The 19,445-nt window shown below is 47.3% G+C and carries 14 protein-coding genes; 1 reads left to right on the plus strand and 13 read right to left on the minus strand.

Features of this window, described 5'->3' with window-relative positions; genetic code table 11:
- Nucleotides 1-109 precede the first annotated feature (109 nt).
- The gene (locus tag AB4124_RS01925) at nt 110-343 is read right to left on the minus strand and encodes a hypothetical protein (RefSeq protein WP_441970833.1); all 234 of its coding nucleotides are present in this window, start codon (nt 341-343) and stop codon (nt 110-112) included.
- A gap of 458 nt (nt 344-801) precedes the next feature.
- Here AB4124_RS01925 and AB4124_RS01930 point away from each other — a divergent pair, with 458 nt between their 5' ends.
- On the plus strand, nt 802-1,836 hold the full coding sequence (locus AB4124_RS01930) for a LacI family DNA-binding transcriptional regulator (RefSeq protein WP_441970835.1): 1,035 nt from the start codon (nt 802-804) through the stop codon (nt 1,834-1,836).
- A gap of 237 nt (nt 1,837-2,073) precedes the next feature.
- Here AB4124_RS01930 and AB4124_RS01935 read toward each other — a convergent pair whose 3' ends face one another.
- From AB4124_RS01935 to AB4124_RS01990, 12 genes are all read right to left on the minus strand, one after another.
- The gene (locus AB4124_RS01935) at nt 2,074-3,498 is read right to left on the minus strand and encodes a GH32 C-terminal domain-containing protein (RefSeq protein ID WP_441970837.1); all 1,425 of its coding nucleotides are present in this window, start codon (nt 3,496-3,498) and stop codon (nt 2,074-2,076) included.
- Nucleotides 3,499-3,500: 2 nt separating this feature from the next.
- Complete coding sequence (locus AB4124_RS01940) at nt 3,501-4,934, minus strand: DUF2961 domain-containing protein (protein ID WP_441970839.1); 1,434 nt, start codon at nt 4,932-4,934, stop codon at nt 3,501-3,503.
- A gap of 82 nt (nt 4,935-5,016) precedes the next feature.
- Complete coding sequence (locus tag AB4124_RS01945; RefSeq protein ID WP_441970841.1) at nt 5,017-7,296, minus strand: GH32 C-terminal domain-containing protein; 2,280 nt, start codon at nt 7,294-7,296, stop codon at nt 5,017-5,019.
- The gene (locus tag AB4124_RS01950; RefSeq protein WP_441970843.1) at nt 7,293-9,758 is read right to left on the minus strand and encodes a PfkB family carbohydrate kinase; all 2,466 of its coding nucleotides are present in this window, start codon (nt 9,756-9,758) and stop codon (nt 7,293-7,295) included. The genes AB4124_RS01945 and AB4124_RS01950 overlap by 4 nt, the downstream gene beginning before the upstream one ends.
- A gap of 28 nt (nt 9,759-9,786) precedes the next feature.
- Nucleotides 9,787-11,403, minus strand: a complete 1,617-nt coding sequence (locus tag AB4124_RS01955) for an ABC transporter substrate-binding protein (protein WP_441970845.1) — start codon at nt 11,401-11,403, stop codon at nt 9,787-9,789.
- Between the two features lie 124 nt (nt 11,404-11,527).
- Nucleotides 11,528-12,424: a carbohydrate ABC transporter permease gene (locus AB4124_RS01960; RefSeq protein ID WP_036663520.1), complete on the minus strand. Its 897-nt coding sequence runs from the start codon at nt 12,422-12,424 to the stop codon at nt 11,528-11,530.
- Between the two features lie 12 nt (nt 12,425-12,436).
- The gene (locus AB4124_RS01965; protein WP_430105952.1) at nt 12,437-13,387 is read right to left on the minus strand and encodes an ABC transporter permease; all 951 of its coding nucleotides are present in this window, start codon (nt 13,385-13,387) and stop codon (nt 12,437-12,439) included.
- Between the two features lie 175 nt (nt 13,388-13,562).
- The gene (locus tag AB4124_RS01970; protein ID WP_430105953.1) at nt 13,563-14,531 is read right to left on the minus strand and encodes a LacI family DNA-binding transcriptional regulator; all 969 of its coding nucleotides are present in this window, start codon (nt 14,529-14,531) and stop codon (nt 13,563-13,565) included.
- A gap of 264 nt (nt 14,532-14,795) precedes the next feature.
- Nucleotides 14,796-16,253, minus strand: coding sequence for an ABC transporter substrate-binding protein (locus AB4124_RS01975; RefSeq protein WP_441970848.1), 1,458 nt, complete (start codon nt 16,251-16,253; stop codon nt 14,796-14,798).
- Between the two features lie 70 nt (nt 16,254-16,323).
- Nucleotides 16,324-17,220, minus strand: coding sequence for a carbohydrate ABC transporter permease (locus AB4124_RS01980; protein ID WP_076324238.1), 897 nt, complete (start codon nt 17,218-17,220; stop codon nt 16,324-16,326).
- Complete coding sequence (locus AB4124_RS01985; protein WP_076324239.1) at nt 17,220-18,146, minus strand: ABC transporter permease; 927 nt, start codon at nt 18,144-18,146, stop codon at nt 17,220-17,222. The genes AB4124_RS01980 and AB4124_RS01985 overlap by 1 nt, the downstream gene beginning before the upstream one ends.
- A gap of 30 nt (nt 18,147-18,176) precedes the next feature.
- On the minus strand, nt 18,177-19,436 hold the full coding sequence (locus AB4124_RS01990) for a Gfo/Idh/MocA family protein (protein WP_441970851.1): 1,260 nt from the start codon (nt 19,434-19,436) through the stop codon (nt 18,177-18,179).
- Nucleotides 19,437-19,445: the final 9 nt, after the last annotated feature.

Raw genomic sequence — 19,445 nt, forward strand, 5'->3', positions numbered from 1 at the left:
AAGGTTTATTGATGGATAGTTCCAATCTATTTCGAGTGATATCGAAAAACGACCATCCCAAATTGAAATCAAGAGATCCCGTTCTCCTGCCTGGAGAACGGGATCTTCATCATTCCTCTTCCTCTGCAATCGCCAGCACGGACGCGCTGGCCTGCCGGGTCGGCCCGTTGTCCGAGACGAGCGTCGCCAGACTCGTGATGACAGTGTCCTCCTCCACATCCGGCAGGACGAGCAGATAAAGCCAGTAGTTTGATTTGATATACCTAAGCTTCTCCTTCAGCCCGCTTGTTCTGATATTCGCTTCTGATCTAGTGTTCTCTGTGATTCCTGCAGTTTGCTGCAAGTTCTCCTCCCCCTTTTTGTTCATTAGCACAATTGAAAATGCGATTTTTGAAACTTCCATCCAAAAGAAAGTGCTTCCATCAGTCGTCATCATCAATATAGCAAATACAATTTACAACAACTGCATCACTCCGTCAACAAATTTAGCAACACAAAAAGTTTACATTTGAACATATTGAAAGTGTTTCAATTGTTTCTTTTTGTAAAAAAACGTCACTATCCATGAAACTAGTTATGTTTTTCCTGTGAATTCAATATAAAATCAAAACATAACGACTCCGATTTGTCTATTTTTATTTGTTCATTTGTTTACTGAATGAAAATAATTTCTTATTTCCATCACGAATGACTAAATGGTCAAAATGTTCATTTGTAACATTCAAGTTGATTATTTTGTGGAGTTATACTACGATTAATTTAGTCGAAGACGTAATACTTTTGCCAAAGGAGCCATTATCGTTGAGCAGAGAAAAGGTTACCATTCAAGACATAGCAGATTCGCTAGGACTTTCCCGAAATACAGTGTCCAAAGCATTGAATAATAATCCTTCTATACCGGATGAGACACGCAGCAGAGTGATCCAGAAAGCAGTCGAGATGAAATACAAGCAGTTCGCCTTCTTCGAACATGAGATTGCTTCTGCCAAAAAATCAGGTAATATTGCCCTGCTTACGGCTAACATGCCGAACAATTCACATTTTGGTACGTCCCTATTAAGCGGGCTCGAACAAAAGATCAGCTCCGTAGGATTTAATTTATCAATACACATGGTTCGAGAGAATGAACTGAAATCACCAGCTCTTCCTGTGAATTTTGACAAAAGTAAAGTAGACGGTATAGTCTGTATCGAATTGTTTGACGAGAACTATACTGAATTTATTACCTCGCTTGAGATACCGACATTATTTATCGACGCTTCGGCAGACTTGGCGTTTTCTGAGATGAAGGCGGATTTACTGCTAATGGAAAACAGCCATAGTACCTTCAGGATAACGAAACGATTGATTGATGAAGGCGTCGCCCCAATCGGGTTTATCGGCGATTACCGCCATTGTATGAGCTTCAGTGAACGTTGGGAAGGATTCAACAAAGCATTCTTTACAGCTCAGATCAAACCCCATGAATCGTTCTGCATCCTTGAAGAAGACCGATACATCGCTGACTATCAGTGGCTTAAGCAGCAACTAACAAGCATGAAAAAACTCCCGTCCGCATTCGTTTGCGCGAACGATTTCATCGCTATTCATGTCATTCGCATATTGAAGGATTTAAATATCCGAATACCTGAGGAGGTTATGGTTTGCGGATTCGACAATGCCCCCGAATCGCGGATCATAGAACCCCATTTGACGACAGTCCATATCCACCGTTCCGAAATGGGAATTCTAGCTGCCGAGATGCTGCTTAAAAGAATCGAAAATCCCTATAGACCTCCACAGGTTACTCACGTCAAGACAACACCGGTTTTCCGACAATCGACAGGTCATGCGTAGTAAATTTATCTCCAAACATGACGAACTGGCTTGGTGCCGGTTTGTCTCTTTCATCACCTAGATCGTACATTGATTCGAAATATTTGAAACTTAGATGCTATATAGGCAACTTTTTCTTGTGAAGTACGGAATTGTAGACAAGAAGGATAATAAGCTTGACAAGGAATGCAATCCGACAATTTAATTCAAAAAAGTCGAGCAGGGAACGATGAGGTCCCCTGCTCGACTTTTTCTATCTTATCCTCTGGTCTCGATTTTTACATCGCTGAATTGAGCACTGCCCTGACTGACAAACAAACCGAGCTTCCCATACTGGATATCGTACATTCTGGCACTCATCGCTATGTTCTCATCCACGTAAATCTCACAAATCGAGCCGTCTATAAACACTTTGATTTCGTAAGGACGTTCGGGAATAAGCTCAATCGGACGCTCCAGCTCTACCTCATAAGGGAATGTCTTTCCGCCCTCTTCCGACTGCATAATATATCCCCGGAAAGTAAGGCGGTTTCGTTGCGGTTCAAATGTAATATAATAGGCCGCATCCAGGGTGTCTTCTGTTCGGAGCATGAACCCAAGTCCTTGTGTTTGTCTGGAGAATGAAACACTCGCGGATATTTTGCACTGATCTGGGAGATCCTCCCGGGTCGTGCAGCCAGCAAACCCATACGGCGACTCGCAGGAGAGCGAGCAATCCGAATCGAGCCACGCTCCCTCAACACAGTTAAAGCGCACGGGCATCAGTTCTTTAAATGCAGCATCGACCGTATCTGGCACTTTGACGCCGAGGGTGCCATCCGGACGCTGCACGATTTCATGCACGATCAGATTCCCGCCCCAATCCCAAGTGTCGTAATCCTTGCCTTGGGACTTCGGAGGATTCCAGCCGAATAAATCGTCATTCTTCGTTGGATTCCACCCGAACAGGTAACGTTTCTGTCCGTCAGCCACGGATTTGGCCGCATAGAAGGCCCTCCCGTCAAAAGTATCCTCCTTTGGGGTAATCCAAGGGCCATTCAGGCTGCGGCTCATCCGGTAAAATGTCGCAAATCTTCCCGTATAAGAGGAATAAATCAAATACCACCAATCCCCGATTCGGAACAAATCGGGGCATTCGTGAGCCCCCACGTGCAGATTCGGCGCGTACAAAGGTTCACGGTACTCCCAGGCTTTCAGATCCTTGGATGACAGCAGCGCGGTGCACCCTTTTCGATTGGTCGGCCCTTTCGCCATCGCCGAAAGCAGCATCCAATATTGGCCTTCCTCTTCATTCCAGAACACGAAGGGATCGCGCCAATCGGAAAGCTCATAGATGCGGTCGTCAGCTGCAAAGGTATCCTCGGGAATGGGCTCCCAGGTCTTCAAGTCTCTGCTGATCGCATGACATACCAGCTGCTTGCCCGGTGGGAATATGCAATAGAACATATGGTAGATACCGTCCACTTTCAGAATATGACCGGTGCCGCCTTCAATCTTACAGGGTCCTTCTTCCCGATAATTGACGAAGTCCTTCGTTCCGACAAGATACCAGCCGTGATCAAGGCCCTCCCGGTAGTTATCCCGCCAGCCGTGCAGATAGAACAGCTTAAACTCCCCGTCTTCATAATAGGGAATAACGTCCCCTACCCAGGCGTTCTCCGGTCGATAGAAAAATTCCTTCATCTTCATCCCTCCTGATGGTTTAAGTGGCTTAATCGTTCATCCAAGGAAACGGGCATGTACGCATCGCTTGTGCCCCGCTCCTGATACCAGTAAACGGTGGCAGCATACACACATTCGTTATTAGCGCCCCAATGATTCCCCTTGTACTTCTCAATAAATCCCTCAAAGGAGTTCATGAAGGGAATATTGTCGCAAAGCCCGTACCACCAGGTTTCGGCTTCCTCATCCGGTTTCTCCCAGCTATTGTACACATGCAGATGAACGCCGCAGAACCTTCCCCGGCCTTTCGTCAGCAGCAGAGGCCAATCCGGCCAGCGATCTCCTCCTTCCTTGAAGCGCTCCGCATCCAGCTCCAGATAATCATCCCGATGCCATTTGGAATGAAACCGCAAGAGGTTGTCCGCATAAGACTTGGATAGAGGAGTATACAAGATCTCCGCCGAAATCTCGCATGCCTCCGTCCCGTCATTTTCAATTTCAATCCTCACCCCTTCCGAGAACGGCATGTACCAATAACAGTACATTTCATGTTCATTCATACCGAGAGGCAGAGAGCGGTACGGCTTGATCCCGGGCGCGCTCCCAAAAAAATCGCCCAGCGGAGCCCATACGGAAGGGGTTTCTTCATTGTCCCATTTCATTGAGATAGCCAATTGCCTGGCCATGATCCGCTGCTGTTCCTCGCCTTTTCGTCCAAGGTCTGTCCTCATCCGGATCATGGAAAAAGCGCCGGCCCCTTGTTTATCCAAAAGCAACGCTTTGCCGCCTGCTGGTACGGATACCGTAACGCTGTCAGTAAAGGACTCTTCAGTTTTCATAAACGAGTACGTTCCTCTTTGCTGTAAAACCCGGTCTGCTTCAGCCAGGGCAATAGCAGACTCCTTGTCAATGCTGCCATTAAAGGACGGCAGTTGGACTCCGGCAGGGAAGGTGGTATAGGTTATGTGATAATAAGCGCCCCAACCTTTATCCAGCAGCACCTTGCAATGTTTTTGAAACGGGATGGGGATGAAGCAGTTTCTTCCACGGGACAAAGTAGGTGACAAATTCGGAAAATTGGATGGTGGCCCTTCCTGATTGAATTTTTCAAAATAATCTCGGAAGGGCTGATCGATCACGGGGAGTTCGGCATGATCAACATAAATCCGGATATGTCCATCCTCGGGAAGCGCGGACCAGAATCTCCAGATGACGCCGGGACCGTCCAGTTCCATGGCGACGATGCTGTCTCCTTCCTTACGAATGAAGCCTCTTCCGTCATCATTGGCGCCCCAATTCTCGTATAAGCCTGTCTCGGCATTGTAAATGGAGCTCCGGTCAAAGCTTGAGAAACACCCCGATTTCTCACCGGCCTGCGGCGGTACAGCCAGAGCTTCCAGATCATATAATCGCTTCACGAGGTCTTGATACGTATAAACCTGCTCCGTTTGATTCATGTTAGTCTCTCCTTTGTACCTGCACGTTTTCTTGGTCATCTGTCGCTTTACCCAAATGGTAAGGAGCGCCTAAGCGCTCACGTTACCAGATGGCCTGCATATCCCATATAACCAAGGATTTAACCACTAGTTCCCCGTCTCCCCAAATCTCAAGCCCCAAAGCATCCTTGCGGCTCGGATACACCCGGGTCGTCAGGCTTTTCAATCCGTTGGCATAGGCTTCAACCATGGAGCGGTCCAAATAAATGTGAAGCTTTAGATTCTCCCCTAAGAGCTCCAGATTGCCGCCCTGAATTCCTCCGCACTTTTCTCCCGGGTGAAGGGTGGTTTTTGTTCGGTCGACAGAGAACGTGGATTGGTTCATATCATAAAACAGAAGCGTCTCTTCTTCCCCATCCGGTGTACGACGGATCTTGATTCCGAATTGTTTGGCGCTGCCCGGCTCCATTTCCAATTGGATCTCAAGCATATCACCTTGAACATCCTGAATCAGTTCATTAGCCTCAGCCAATGATTTGTCCCGGAGCGATAGCCGTTTGGAGCCGCGCAGCGATTGAAGCTCCTGAATCGGCTCAATCCCTAACCGTCCATCCTCCCTCAAATACACGCTGAGCGGCAACCCGGCGTTGTGAGCCCAACCCGATTGATATTCCAGTTCGAGAGTCCGGTCGCCTTGGGCTATTGTAAATATGATCTTTCTGCCAGTCTTCGGATCAACCATTCCGCTCGGACCGGTAAAATGAAAATCACCAACGTCAATCAATTGCGGTTCCTCTTGATCCGGAATAAATGATAGATTTTGCTTGTCAAGCTGCCCGATCCAATAGAATACCTCGACATCCGCTCCCTGTCCTACAGGGCTGACCAGTAAAAGATGCTTGTCCACTCCCTGCTTGTCGCTGCCAAGGGGGAGAAGCACGGGAAGCTCCCAGATGGGTCCAAGATAAGGAAACTTCTGAATATCCGCTTGAAACAATGGCCCTTTGTATGTCCAATTCAGCATATCCTGAGATTCAAAAGCCAGCGCTGCTCCACCTTCGCCTTCGATCCCGGACCCGACCAAAGAAAACCACACGTCATCGTCCTTCCACACGAACGGATCCCGGAAATCCCCGAATGCGCCCATGCCCTTCTTTTGTACAATCAACGGTACCGGATGCTTGATCCAATGAACCAGATCCGGATCTCCATCCCGGGTATAGGTACTTCGTGCAAGCGCCACGCTCTGATTCGGCGAAGCACTGTCATTGCCCGCCGTAAAGAACAAAACAGGCAGGCCGTCTGCATCGTAGGTCGCGCTTCCCGACCAGATCCCATCCGGTGCGAGCTGATCTTTTTCAGGGGCTAATGCCACAGGAAGATCACGCCAATGGACCAGGTCCTCGCTTACCCAATGTCCCCAATGAATGTGATAAAAAAATGGCCCAAGAGGGTTATGCTGATAGAATAGGTGGTATTGGCCATCAAAATAGATCGGAGCATGGGGCTCGTTCATCCAATGTGCCGGCGGGCTGGCATGATACTGCGGTCTGTGTCGATCCAGAAGCAAAGGCGTCCGATCCAGCTTGATCTCATCATACGCTAATTGCGGATGGACTCCTCCGAAGGCATCTTTCAACACTTGCCGGTAAGATTCGGCAATCTCCTCCGCGCTCAAAGCGCGATTATAAATCTTGAGTTCATCCATGATACCGCTAAACATGTGAAGGCTAAAAACGCCCGCCCATTGGCTGCTGTGATTATTTTTGCCAATGAGCAGTTCCGTGTCTACTGCTTCGGCCAGACGAGAATGACGAGGTAGCTCAGCCGAAGCGATTTCACTACCGTTTAAGTACAGTTTCATTTCCCCTTGCTTCCCATCAAACACAGCATGTACATAAGACCACTTGTTTTTGGGCAGTTCAAGACCGTCCGGCGACCAAACTTCCTTCCAGTCTCCTCCTTCCAGCCCGACTTGGAAGGACCAGGAGCCATGACGAAACATGCCCAGCAGATAACCCTGCTGGCGATCCATGTTGCAGCGGTTCACGATGGCTGACAGCTTACCTTCATACCCCCATTCATAGGAACGGGGAGCTACCCATACTCCGATACTCAGTGCTGATCGATATTCTGTCTCCCGGTCCGCATCTCCCTCTTTGAACGGATGGGTAATATATGTCGAGTAACCGTCGAACAGAAGCCCTTTTCCCATAACTCCCTGTCTCCACTGCGGATCGCAGGATTCCGTAAACTCGGCTTGATTCAATACGTACTGAATATCATCCCGTACTTGAGATATGCTCTCCTCAGCATTGGTTCCGGCTCCTTCATCGAAGGGCCAATACATCATCAGCCCCTGATTGTCAGGTGTTTGGCTCACGCTTCATCCCTCCCTGATATCTGTTCTATGTTGTTATTGGAAGTATGAATAGACCGAAGTGTATGGACATGGAGCGAGTTCAGTACAACCTGCCCTGTTTCCGTACTTATTGAAAGCTTATTAATCGGGGCATCCGGGAAAATTTGATCCGTGAGAACAACCAGGCCTTTATTCGCATACACTTCAACCGCATTGCGATCCAGCCAGATATGCAGCTTGATTTTCCCATTTTCCGGAACCAAACTGGCGCCATGCTTACACGCAAACGACGCGTGAAAATCCGTCATGCCTGATTTGGAACGGTCGATGAATAGCCATTGGCGTACAGGATCATACCCGATGATCGTCTCACTTTGCCCGGACGATTGCATTTTGATATAAACCTCGCCGGCGGATCGAATATCGATGTCCGCTTCAATCTCCAGCAAGTCATCCTTCATCTTCAGCACATACGGGAACTCAGGGGCTACCGTGAGCATATTCCAGTTCCTCGACTCTTTCCGCAGCTGCTCGATTTCCCGGACAGGCGTTTGGGTTAGCACGATGCCCTCATCCCGATGGGTCAATGACAAAACGCGTGGCAGCGTCATTGCGCCTCTCCAGGCGCCGGTAGGCGTGTCGTTGGCATATTTCCAGTTGCTCATCCATCCGATGATCACGCGCCGTCCGTCTTGCTCAGGTATATCCGACCAGGTGACCCCTGCATAGTTGTCCCGACCATGATCCAACCACATGATATGATCTGCCGAATTTTCGTTGATAAATGTATTTCCGTCAAACTCTCCGATAAAATATTGCGTGCGTGATCCTTCCGGACAGGAGGGGTTATCCCCAATGCTCATGACAAGCACCCATTTGGAACGCCCACTGTCATCGATCGGCAATTCAAAGAGATCCGGGCATTCCCAAACACCGTCATGCGAGCCTTCCTCATGGCCGAATTCGCCTGTAAGCGACCAATCACGCAAGTTTGCCGATCCATAAAACCGAACATGGTCTCCCACGACAATGGTCATAACCCACCGCTCACTTTGTGCATGCCAGAACACTTTCGGGTCTCGGAAGTCTACCAGATCAGGCTCGGCAAGAACCGGATTCCCCTCATATTTGTGCCAGGTTCTGCCTTTATCGCTGCTGTAAGCCAAGCTTTGCCGCTGGCGCGGCTGCCCGGTCTCTGGACATGTGTCCGCATGGGTAAAAATCGCAATCAATCCATGGGTACCCGCGAACAGTCCACTGCTGTTATTAAAGTCAACCACACAGCAGCCGGAAAAAATGGCTCCATGCTCGTCCGGGAACAGTGCGATAGGCTCATGCTGCCAATGAATCAGATCATGGCTTACAGCATGGCCCCAGTGCATCGGCCCCCATTTATTACTAAAGGGATGGTGTTGATAAAACAGATGATATTCTCCCTCGTAATAGACTAATCCGTTCGGATCGTTCATCCAATGGGATGGAGGCGAAAAATGAATTCCCGGTCTAAATCCCTCATCCATCTGTTTATTTGATTCCATGATCTTATTGACTTCATCTATCGTCGGCATTGACTGAAGAGCCCCTTTCCGTGTTGTCACTAACGCACCGCCAGCATTGGCAAAAGTCAGCATGCTGATGATTTGCTGTTTTTCTAGTTTATTTAAAGAAATATCGCATTCCAGTATTTTATATAACAAGCAGCCTAGAAAAGCGTCGCCGGCCCCCGTCGTATCGATGGTATTCACTTGGAAACCCGGGACATAACCTTCATGAGCAGCCAACCGGTAATAGCAGCCTTGTTCAGCTAACGTAACGACAATGAAGGCGATACCGAATTGTTGCTGTAACAGGAGCGAGCCTTTTTCAACATCGGTTATACCCGTGATAAAGCAAAGCTCTTTTTCTGATATTTTCAAAATATCTGCATGCTTCATGCCCCACAGGATATTCTGCTTTGCTTCCTCCTTACTCTCCCATAATGCAAACCGGATGTTCGGATCGAATGAAAGCAGAGCTCCGGCCTCCTGGGCCTTAATAACTGCCGCTCTTGTTGCTGAACGTGCCGGCTCATGGGTCATCGACAATGAACCAAAGTGCAGTGCCCGGCAGTTCCCAATCCTGTCGAGCGGGACATCCTCTGAGCGCAACAAGGTATCCGCTCCCGGCTGCCGGTAGAAGCTGAACGATCGGTCTCCGCTGTCATCCAAATGGACAAATGCCAGCGTTGTTTTGGCTTCATTCGTAAACGAAAGCGCGCTCACGTCGACCCCGCAGCTAAGCAACGTGCCTTGCAGCAACGAACCAAAGTGATCCTTACCGACCTTGCTAATTAATGCAGATTTGGCTCCTAAACGGGATAGCGCAGCTGCTACGTTAGCCGGAGCCCCTCCGGGATTGCATTCTAACTGCTCGTTGCCTCCTGCTGTACGCCCTGAGGGGGTAAAGTCTATCAATGCCTCTCCAATGGTTATTACTTCAAGCACAGTTTCTCCCCACCTGTCGTTTGATTATTTATCTGTTTAAATTTGCGTTATAACGATCCAGCCCATTTTGATAGATCTCCATCAACTCGTTCAAGCCCATCTTCTCCAGGGTCTTCACATAGCTGTCCCACTGTTCATCCACGCCGCCATCAACAATGAATTTTCCTCGTTGAGTATTGACATATTTAATCAATTCGGGCTCAATTTTATTGATTTTGTCCAGTTCCTCCGGCTCAAAGAAGATACTCGGATAGTTTTCCTTTTCCATATAGGGATCGTAATATTTCTCCAAGTCTTTAACGCGCTGCTGGGCTCTAGGCTCCAGATCAACTACTTTTCCCAAATCTTCGATGGTAATAACGCCTGGTCCGCCAGCACCTGGAGCCACTTTTTGACGGAATTCGCCTGCGGAAGTACCCTCAGGAAGCGGCAGGTTCACCAATTTCCCATTCTCGTCCTTCTCGAATACGATATCCAGCGGACCCCAGTGGATTTGAGCAGCCATGTATGGCTCATACTGCTGATCGATCCAACGCATCGTAATTTCCGGATTCTGGTTCTCTTTAGTAATCACGAAAGCGCCGCGTCCTGGACCGCCACCGTTGCCGCGACCGATCAATTGATCCCCGTTCGGTCCTTTGAGCGGAGACAGCAAAGCATAATCCTCGCTTCGCTCCGGTCCGACCACCTCATCGACTTCCCACCAGATATAGGAGCCGAGTGTTTCGATTGTTGTTTTCCCTTTGGCCAGATACTGAGCGGCGTCCTGGGTAAACGATTCGGGGTCAATCAAGCCCTGCTTATACCATTTTTGATAAAAATATTTCAACGCTTCCTTATATTCAGGCTGCGTGGCGGTAAAGATCACCTTTCCGTCGCGGACGATCCGATGTTCCATGTTATCAGGAAGTCCGAAAGCTCCGAATATGCCAGCAATATCCATACACCATTGCATGTGCATAAAGCTTAACGGAATTTCGTCGGCCTTGCCGTTACCGTTTGGATCCTGCGTTTTAAAGGCAACTAATGCTTCCGTATATTCATCCAGTGTCTGTGGCATTTTCAGCCCCAGCTTGTCGAGCCAATTTTTATTGATGACGTGAAAGAAGGGGTTTGTTCCAAGATTGTTCTCTTCCCACGAAGGCAGCCCGTATATATGCCCATCCGGTGCCGTGATCGAGGACTTAATGTCAGGCCGGCGATCTAAGAGCGCTTTCAGATTAGGCGCATATTGATCAATTAAATCTTCCAGCGGGAGGATGGTACCATCTTCTCCGTAAGTAACCAGCTCGTAATCGGAGAATCCGGCTCCGTAAAAAGCATCCGGTAAGTTGCCGCTGGCCAGCAGCAAATTTTTCTTCTCTGTAAAGTCGGTGTCCGGAATGTTCTCCCACTCAATCTTAACGTTGGTTTCCGCTTCCAATCGTTTGAAAATTTCCATTTGCGAATACTCTGGCGCCAATGCTGCTTTCGGGGATACCATCTTTAACGATACCGGTTCATTCACAATCGGAAGACCCGTTTTGTTAAAATTCGCAGCCTGATCAGGATTATCCGACTGATTCTTGGCGTCTCCTGAACATCCACTCAGCGCAAAAGCTCCGGCTAACATAAGAATCCCCGCTCTTTTGAATACAGATTTCATCGTACATAACCTCCCTTAGATCATTACGCAAGATTGATACATTACTTTGTCTTTCTCTATAGTGGTCTGGATGCTGATATATCGATTCTGCTGCGCATCCCCCCTTTCAAGTATCATGTCTTCATCATCCTTTGATCGATCCGATCATAACGCCTTTGACAAAGTACTTCTGCAGGAAAGGATAGAGAATCAGCAGCGGCAGACTGGATACAATGATGACGCCGTATTTGATCAGCTCCGTTACGCGCATCTTCGCCGCGTAGGATTCCACGTCCACCATCATGCCAGAGTTCACCTGATTCTGGACGAGAATGTTGCGCAGCACCAGTTGCAGCGGATATTTACTTTCGTCGTTCAAATAGATCAGAGCATCAAAGAAACCGTTCCAGAAACCGACGACATGATACAGTACCATGACGGCTATTATGGACTTGGATAAAGGCAATACAATGCTCCAGAAAAATCGGGTGTTGGAACAACCGTCGATCGAAGCAGCTTCCCACATTTCATCCGGGATGGAGGACTGAAAAAAAGTCCTTACGATAATGACATTCATGATGCCGCCGGCACCGGGGATCACAAGTGCCCAGATCGTGTTCAGCATGTGAAGATCCTTGATTAACAAATACGTAGGGATCAACCCACCGCTAAAAAACATGGTGATCAATAAGAACCACATGATAACAGGTCTTCCAACTAGATCCTTACGGGCTAACGGGTAAGCGGCAAATACGGTAACCGCTACTCCGATCAAAGTTCCAATACCCGCGTATAGCAGGGAGTTGGCATACCCGATCCAAATGGAGGAGTCATTGAATATTCGTTCATAGCCATCGAGCGTAAAACCCTTCGGAAATAACCATACTTCCCCCGAATAGATGAGATTGGGATCACTGAATGAAGCAATCAGCACAAAATACAGCGGAAATAATACGATCAGCATGACTACGGTCAAGAAGAAATAGTTGATGGCGTCGAACCATGCGTCTCCTCTGCTTTTTCTCTTCAATAACTGGTTCAAAGTGAATCCCCCCTACCAAAGACTGGTTTCCGTTAATTTTTTGGCGATCCGGTTGACGGTGACAATCAGGATGATATTGATGACGGAGTTAAACAGTCCGACTGCCGTAGAAAAGCTGTACTGCGCCTTCTGAATCCCCAATTCATATACATAGGTTGGAATAATATTCGAAGTCGCATAGTTCAGATCGCTTTGCATTAGAAATGCTTTCTCGAAACCGATGCTCATGACGTTCCCGAGTGCGAGAATTAGCAGAATGACAATGGTTGGCAAGATGGACGGAATGTCCACGTACCATACACGCTTCCATTTACTTGCTCCATCCATAATCGCGGCCTCATGCAGTTCGGGATTAACCCCGGCAAGCGCAGCCAGGTAAATAATCGTGGCGAAACCGGTCTCTTGCCATATGCCTGACAAAATGTACAATGGACGGAACCATCCCTCGTCAGCCATGAATAGAATGGGTTCTCCTCCGAACCAGGTAATGATGAGGTTCACGAGTCCGCTGTTTGGAGATAAAAAAACATGGAGCATACCGACGAGCACAACGGTAGAAATAAAGTGCGGTGCATAAATGACGGTCTGGATAAATTTCTTGTATCGCTTGCCCAGCATCTGATTCAGCATGATCGCGATAATAATCGGAGCCGGGAAGCTGAACACAAGCGATAGAAAACTGAGGGTTAGCGTATTTTTCATGATGATCCAGAAGTTATAAGAATTGAAAAAATCAATAAAATGCTGGAAACCTACCCATTCGCTGCCCCAAATGCCCTGGCTCGGTGAAAAATCCTTAAATGCAATTTGTACTCCATACATCGGATAGTACTTGAACAGGAGGTAAACCAGAATGATCGGCAGCAGGAACAGATACAGCTCGTAGTTGCGTTTGACTCGACTCCAAGTTTTACGATTTTCTTTGATCAGGGGTTGTTGTCCCCCGGAATCTCGTGAAATCATCGTCATACTCCCTTTCTTCGTAAAATGATTTTACGTTATTGAAACGTTTCCAATTTAATTGAAACGTTTCCAATTTTCCATGAGAAAAACGTCACCCGGTTAATCCACCGGTGAAACAGCCGTGGCAGTTGATGTTTTTCCAATACTGGTAAAGCCTTTTTATTCTGAGGAACAATCAAGTCGTTTCACCTTGCCTAAACATGACCGGAAGACGATAAACTTCTCGGTCCAATGTTTCGCCATCAATCTTTTTGAAAAGCAGCCTGATCGTCGTACGTGCCATCTCCTCTACAGGCTGTCTGATCGTTGACAATATTGGATGGAAATACGGATGATCCTGAATCCCGTCATACCCGATGACCTTTACATCCTCTGGAACGCGAATGCCCAGCCTACCTGCTCTTTCGATATACTTGGCGGCGAACATATCCGTAATAGCAAAAATGCCGTCCACGTCCCGATACTCATTAAGAAACTCGCCATAATAGGCATCGTCGTCCACAACGGGGTCTGTCTTCTCGTATATAACATAATCGACTCCCATTGTACTGGCCTCCTGAATGAAGCCTTCCTTCCGATTCATGGTTTCACTGAAAACGGAAGTGACACTCCCCAAAAAGGCAGGTTTTCGGGACCCAGCTTTGACAAGTTCCCTTAACGCCAGACGCCCACCTTCATAATTATCCGAAGTGACGCATGTGATTTTCTTGTTGAAATGCCTGTCGATACTGACAATCGGAATGTCATTGCTAACGTAATTTTCAATATCGTTGTACGTAATGCCGACAATACCTGCCACTTTGTTTTGCTGAAGCATATCAAGATAATACAATTCCTTTTCAGGTTTGCCGCCGCTATTGCATAGCATGAGCTTAAAACCTTCCCGATCCAACTCATCTTCAATATAATAAGCCAGTTCGGAGAAAAAGGGATGCCAGATACTCGGGAGCAGCAAGGCTACCATCTTGGACTTCCGCATTTTAAAATTTCGGGCAATCTCATTAGGAATATAATTCAACTCTTGTATGGCCTGCTCGACTTTTCTGCGCGTTGCGGGTTTAACGGCGCCCGAATTGTTAATGACGCGGGACACAGTTCCCACAGCTACGCCAGCTAAATTGGCAACATCTTTAATACTAGACATCTAACCCCCCACTTATTCTCTCTTTTATGGAAATCATCATAACACCAAATTGGAAACGTTTCAATATATTTTTTGGAAACGCTGTCGTCATTCTAACAGAGGGAACTTTGGCAACATTCTTAGCATGTTGATTACGTTTTAAAAAACTAGAGCGGCAGAGTCAAATCAGACCCTGCCGCTCTCTTATTAGGTTTCGGATAGCCATGTTTCCATAGGCAGATTCGTAGTCTCCTTCGAATCTATGGGTCGACACGGTATACGCTTTTATTTCCCCGCCAAAAACTCATCTAACTGACGTTGTACCTCAGCTACATATTCATCAATGCCTGCCTTCTTTAGCTTCTGAATGGCCTTAGGATACGCTGTTTCAAAGTCCACAAAACCGGAACGTATAGCAGCTAAGTCCTTGCCAACGACTTCTTTCAGAGCTGTTTCGATAGATTTGACTTTCTCATTATTAAATCGGAAGCCCAATGAAGCGGATCGTACAGCCTGGTCATCCCAGCTCTTATACTTATCGATGGACTCTTGTGCCACATCCGGCCCGAACAATTGGTAATTTTGGTTTCTGAACATCCATTCATAGAAGAATTCGCTAGGGGTCAGCTTATTGATTCTTCCATCCACAATCTCGTAATCCTTGCCTTCGACGCCATAGAGGGCAAACTGGTAATTTTCCTGGGATTTATAAATCCAGTTCACAAACTTCATGGCTCCTTCCGGATTAGGAGCATTTACTGGTATGCCAAGAACTTCTCCGCCTGTGGCTGTCACATAGCGCGGTTTATCCTCGGCTAACAGGTACGTTTTAACTTTGGCATCCGGTGCATTGGCTTTGATTGTATTAATAATTTCCATTTCCTTGCCCAAAGAGCCTTCAACCCATAAATATAAGCCTGTCTGCATACGAGAGTCTCTCTCATTGTATTTAATGGTCAGATCCTCTGTATATAACCCTGCATCATACATTCCACGGTTAAACTTCGCTACTTGCTGGAAAGCCTCTGTTTCATAATAACTGTATGCTTTTTTACTGTCTTCCCCGAATACGACCAAATCTTCTACGGCGATCCAGTTATATTGTTCATCGGCAAAATATCGGGTTAAAGGTTTAAAGACGACATCGGCAGGTCCTTTCATTTCAGGAAACTTGGCTTTCGCCTTTGTTGCGAATTCTTTTAGATCATCGGCAGTCTTCAAGTCGGTCATCCCCACGGCTTCGAGAATATCCTGACGGACGGCAACCAACTGGTACATGGCCGAGGACGGTGCATATGCCGACGGAATGCCATGAATTTTCCCATCGATCGTTGCGCCTTGAAGCTGTTCCATCGGCAAAACTTTCAACATATCCTGACCATATTCCTGGATTAAATCATCCAATACCATGGCTTGTTTCTTGTTGACGATCGTCGAAAGGTCCGGGAGTCCATCCCAATATAAATCGATCGGTTCATTTGCGGCCAGCATGATATCTTTTTGTTCCCAATACTGGGCCCACGGCACAAATGTGACTTCGACCTTCAGACCGAGATCGGCTGCCATTTTCTCTGCAAATTCGTTGTTTAGAAATTCGTTCATGCGATCGCTTCGTTCCCCTGGGTACAGAATCGTGACGGTTTCGAGCGCGGCTGCCCCCTCTTTTTTGCCGCTGCATCCTGCCATTACCGAAACGGATGCGATCAATAAAACCAATAAGATCAGCATTTTCCTTGCTTTCATGAAAGACCCTCCCTAATAAAATGGTTAATCTATGTTAAAAGCCTGAATCGGCCAATAACCACGCAGGTGTCTATTCTTTTACCGCTCCGGCCATAATCCCGTGCACGAAGTATTTTTGAATGTAAGGATACAGGAAAATGATCGGACCGATCGTAATGACCGTAATGGCCATCTTCACGGTTTCCGCAGGCAATGTGATGTTGCCTGATGCCCCTGACGGAATCCGTCCGGAGCTTATCGCATTGACGTTCGACAGAATGTTGTAGAGGAAATATTGAAGCGGAAATAAATCGCGTTCGTTAATAAAGATCAGCGCGTGCCACCAATCATTCCAATATTGAAGCGCATACATTAAACCGACCGTCAACAGTGCGGTCTTGCTTAATGGAAGAGCGACTTTTACGTAGATCGTAAAATAATTGGCGCCATCCATCTCGGCCGCTTCATATAAAGACGGAGAGATGCTTGCAAAGTACGTTCGCATCAGAAACATGTTCCATACGCTGAATATGGACGGCAGGATCAAGGCCAGAATGCTGTTCTTCAATCCGTAATAATTGACGCTGACCATGTACCACGGAATCAAACCGGCTGAAAAGATAATCGTAAAGTTGCTAATGAAGGCGAGCACGTTGCGGTATTTTAGCTTTTTTATGGATAGGGAAAATGCAATCATGCTGGTAATCAACAGAGCCCCGAACGTCCCCACAGTGGTTACAAACAGGGTCACGCCATAGGATTTGAGCAATTTCATTCCACTATTAACAAAGATATATTTATAGGTATCCAAGCTGGGGCTCAGTGGGATGATCGAATATCCGTTTCTCGCAACGGCCTGTTCCGAAGAAAAGGACACGCTTAACGTTAATACAAGAGGATACAGACAAACGAGTGCGAATAAGCCAATGAATACATATGCAAAGGCTATCACCAATTTATCACCAAGCAATCTATTCTTTTCCATCATCAAAATAGACCCTCTCCGTCGTTTATTTTCTTAGCGGATTTGTTAGCAGCCGTAATCAGGATCAAGCCCATCAAGGACTGGAATAGCCCGATTGCCGTCGAGTAAGAAAAGCCCAGCGTACGCATCGACTGATAAACATAGGTATCGATGACCGTGACTTCTTCAGCCAGGACCGGGTTGTTGCCGACAATACCGTAAATCATCCCAAAGTCCCCGTAGAAGATTCGTCCGACGCTCAGCAAGCTCAAAACGATGATCGTCGGCTTCAGCATGGGCACGGTCAAGAAAAGAATCTGCTGCAATTTGTTGGCGCCATCCACCTTGGCCGCTTCGTATAAGCTCCCGTCAAAATTGGACATCGCCGCCATGTAGACAATGGAACTGTAGCCGCTCCATTTCCAGACGCTCGACAGAATGATGATCCACTTCCAATATTTTGGCTCCGAGTACCAGGAGATCGGCTCTGCACCGAAGAACTTCAAAATATGATTCGCTACGCCCACATCCGTGGAGAAAATTCCGTACAGAATCGCCCCGACGACAACCCATGATATGAAATACGGAAAAAACATCATGCTTTGAGCGATCTTTTTGTAGGCTTTATGCCGAATTTCATTGATCAGAATGGCAATGCTGACAGGAATGATAATGCCCAATATGAGACCGAAAAAGTTGATGTACAGCGTATTATAGGTAACCTTCCATCCCATGCTGTTTTCCGAGAAAAAGTATTTGAAGTTGTCCAGACCCACAAATTTGCTGCCGAAGATGCCGTCGACCACATTGAAATCGGTAAACGCCATCCATATCCCGGCAAACGGGATATAGGAGAACATGATCAGCACAATCAGCGCGGGCACGCACATGAGATACAGGATCCTGTGTTTTTTTATTTCATAGAGAAATCCCTTAACAGCCGAACTCATTCCATCACCCCTTTACATGTGATTACACGACTATACTGTAATGCCGTGTTGCAGCTTCATCTTTAGTTCATCCAGATCGATCACGTTACCGGTAATTCTCGCCTCTTCCGCGGCATAGGCCATCATATGGCTTTCAACGGACATGTCGATGGAGGATCTGCTGCTGAAGTCGGCATTCCCCAGATTCTCCAAAAAGTCGTTCATCAGACCAGTATCGCCGCCGTTATGTCCGCCGCTCACCGTTGCCGGCCGAATGACGGTTTGCTGAACAGGTTCTGCCATATTGGAGTTAAAGCGGGTGACTTCAATAACATTCAAACTGTCATCCCCGCGGATCTCCCCATGCTCGCACATGATTTTGAGCGTGCGGTACATTTTATTCGTAAATCCGCTCAAGTTAAACGTTGCCGTAACCCCGTTCTTAAACTCGATAATGGTCACCTGATGATCACACACATCATTGTCCATCCGATAAACGCAGCGTCCGTAAGGACTCGTTGCGAGCGCTTGGAGCAGTCCCTCTTCGCTTTGATCCGCCGAAATGACGGCAGCCGGCCATTGGCCCCTTACAGGCAAATAGGCTTTTCTTGCATCGAATCGGCAGTCCGCAGCTACCTTGCAGTCGAGGCATCGTTCCGCACTGCCTGCCGGTGCATTCTCCTCTTTGAAATACGTAAGGCTTCCGTACGAAGAGATTCGTTTCGCCCCGCTGTCCACAAGCCAGGATAGAATATCCATGTCATGGCAGGACTTCTGCATGATGATCGGACTCGCCAGATCGCTTCTTCTCCAATTGCCTCTTACGAAAGAATGTGCCATATGGAAATTGCCGATGTTCTCGTTGTGCTGTATGGTCACGATCTTGCCGAGCTCATTGCTATCGATGATTTTCTTGATTTCCGCAAAGAAGTTCGTATATCTGAGCACATGGCATACAATCACTTTCCGGCCTGTTTCATTGGCTTTTCGTTGTATTCTCAAGCTTTCTTCAGGACTTGGTGAAATGGGCTTCTCGAGCAAAATATCATAACCAAGATCAAGCGCCTTCATTGTTTGCTCATAATGGTCCTTGTCCATGGAAGAGATGATGACGGCATCGCAAATTTTACCGAGTCGATAAAATTCGTCTACGGATGCAAATTGTTTCTCCAGCGGAATCTGAAACTCATCCGCCGCTGCCTTTCTTCTGCCGACATCCGGCTCGATTACCGCCACAATTTCCTCACTTTGGTAAGCATGCCTTGAATAGATCATGCCTCTTTGTCCTGCACCAATTAATGCTAGTTTCAATTCCATAAC

It is taken from the genome of Paenibacillus sp. 2KB_20 (assembly GCF_052115765.1).
In the GTDB taxonomy this organism is placed as follows: domain Bacteria; phylum Bacillota; class Bacilli; order Paenibacillales; family Paenibacillaceae; genus Paenibacillus_AQ.

Bases quoted from the DNA above. Each gene is read 5' to 3' on its own strand.
- AB4124_RS01935 (WP_441970837.1), bottom strand. From the start codon at position 3,498: ATGAAGGAATTTTTCTATCGACCGGAGAACGCCTGGGTAGGGGACGTT.
- AB4124_RS01940 (WP_441970839.1), bottom strand. From the start codon at position 4,934: ATGAATCAAACGGAGCAGGTTTATACGTATCAAGACCTCGTGAAGCGA.
- AB4124_RS01955 (WP_441970845.1), bottom strand. From the start codon at position 11,403: ATGAAATCTGTATTCAAAAGAGCGGGGATTCTTATGTTAGCCGGAGCT.
- AB4124_RS01965 (WP_430105952.1), bottom strand. From the start codon at position 13,387: ATGATTTCACGAGATTCCGGGGGACAACAACCCCTGATCAAAGAAAAT.
- AB4124_RS01970 (WP_430105953.1), bottom strand. From the start codon at position 14,531: ATGTCTAGTATTAAAGATGTTGCCAATTTAGCTGGCGTAGCTGTGGGA.
- AB4124_RS01975 (WP_441970848.1), bottom strand. From the start codon at position 16,253: ATGAAAGCAAGGAAAATGCTGATCTTATTGGTTTTATTGATCGCATCC.
- AB4124_RS01980 (WP_076324238.1), bottom strand. From the start codon at position 17,220: ATGATGGAAAAGAATAGATTGCTTGGTGATAAATTGGTGATAGCCTTT.
- AB4124_RS01985 (WP_076324239.1), bottom strand. From the start codon at position 18,146: ATGAGTTCGGCTGTTAAGGGATTTCTCTATGAAATAAAAAAACACAGG.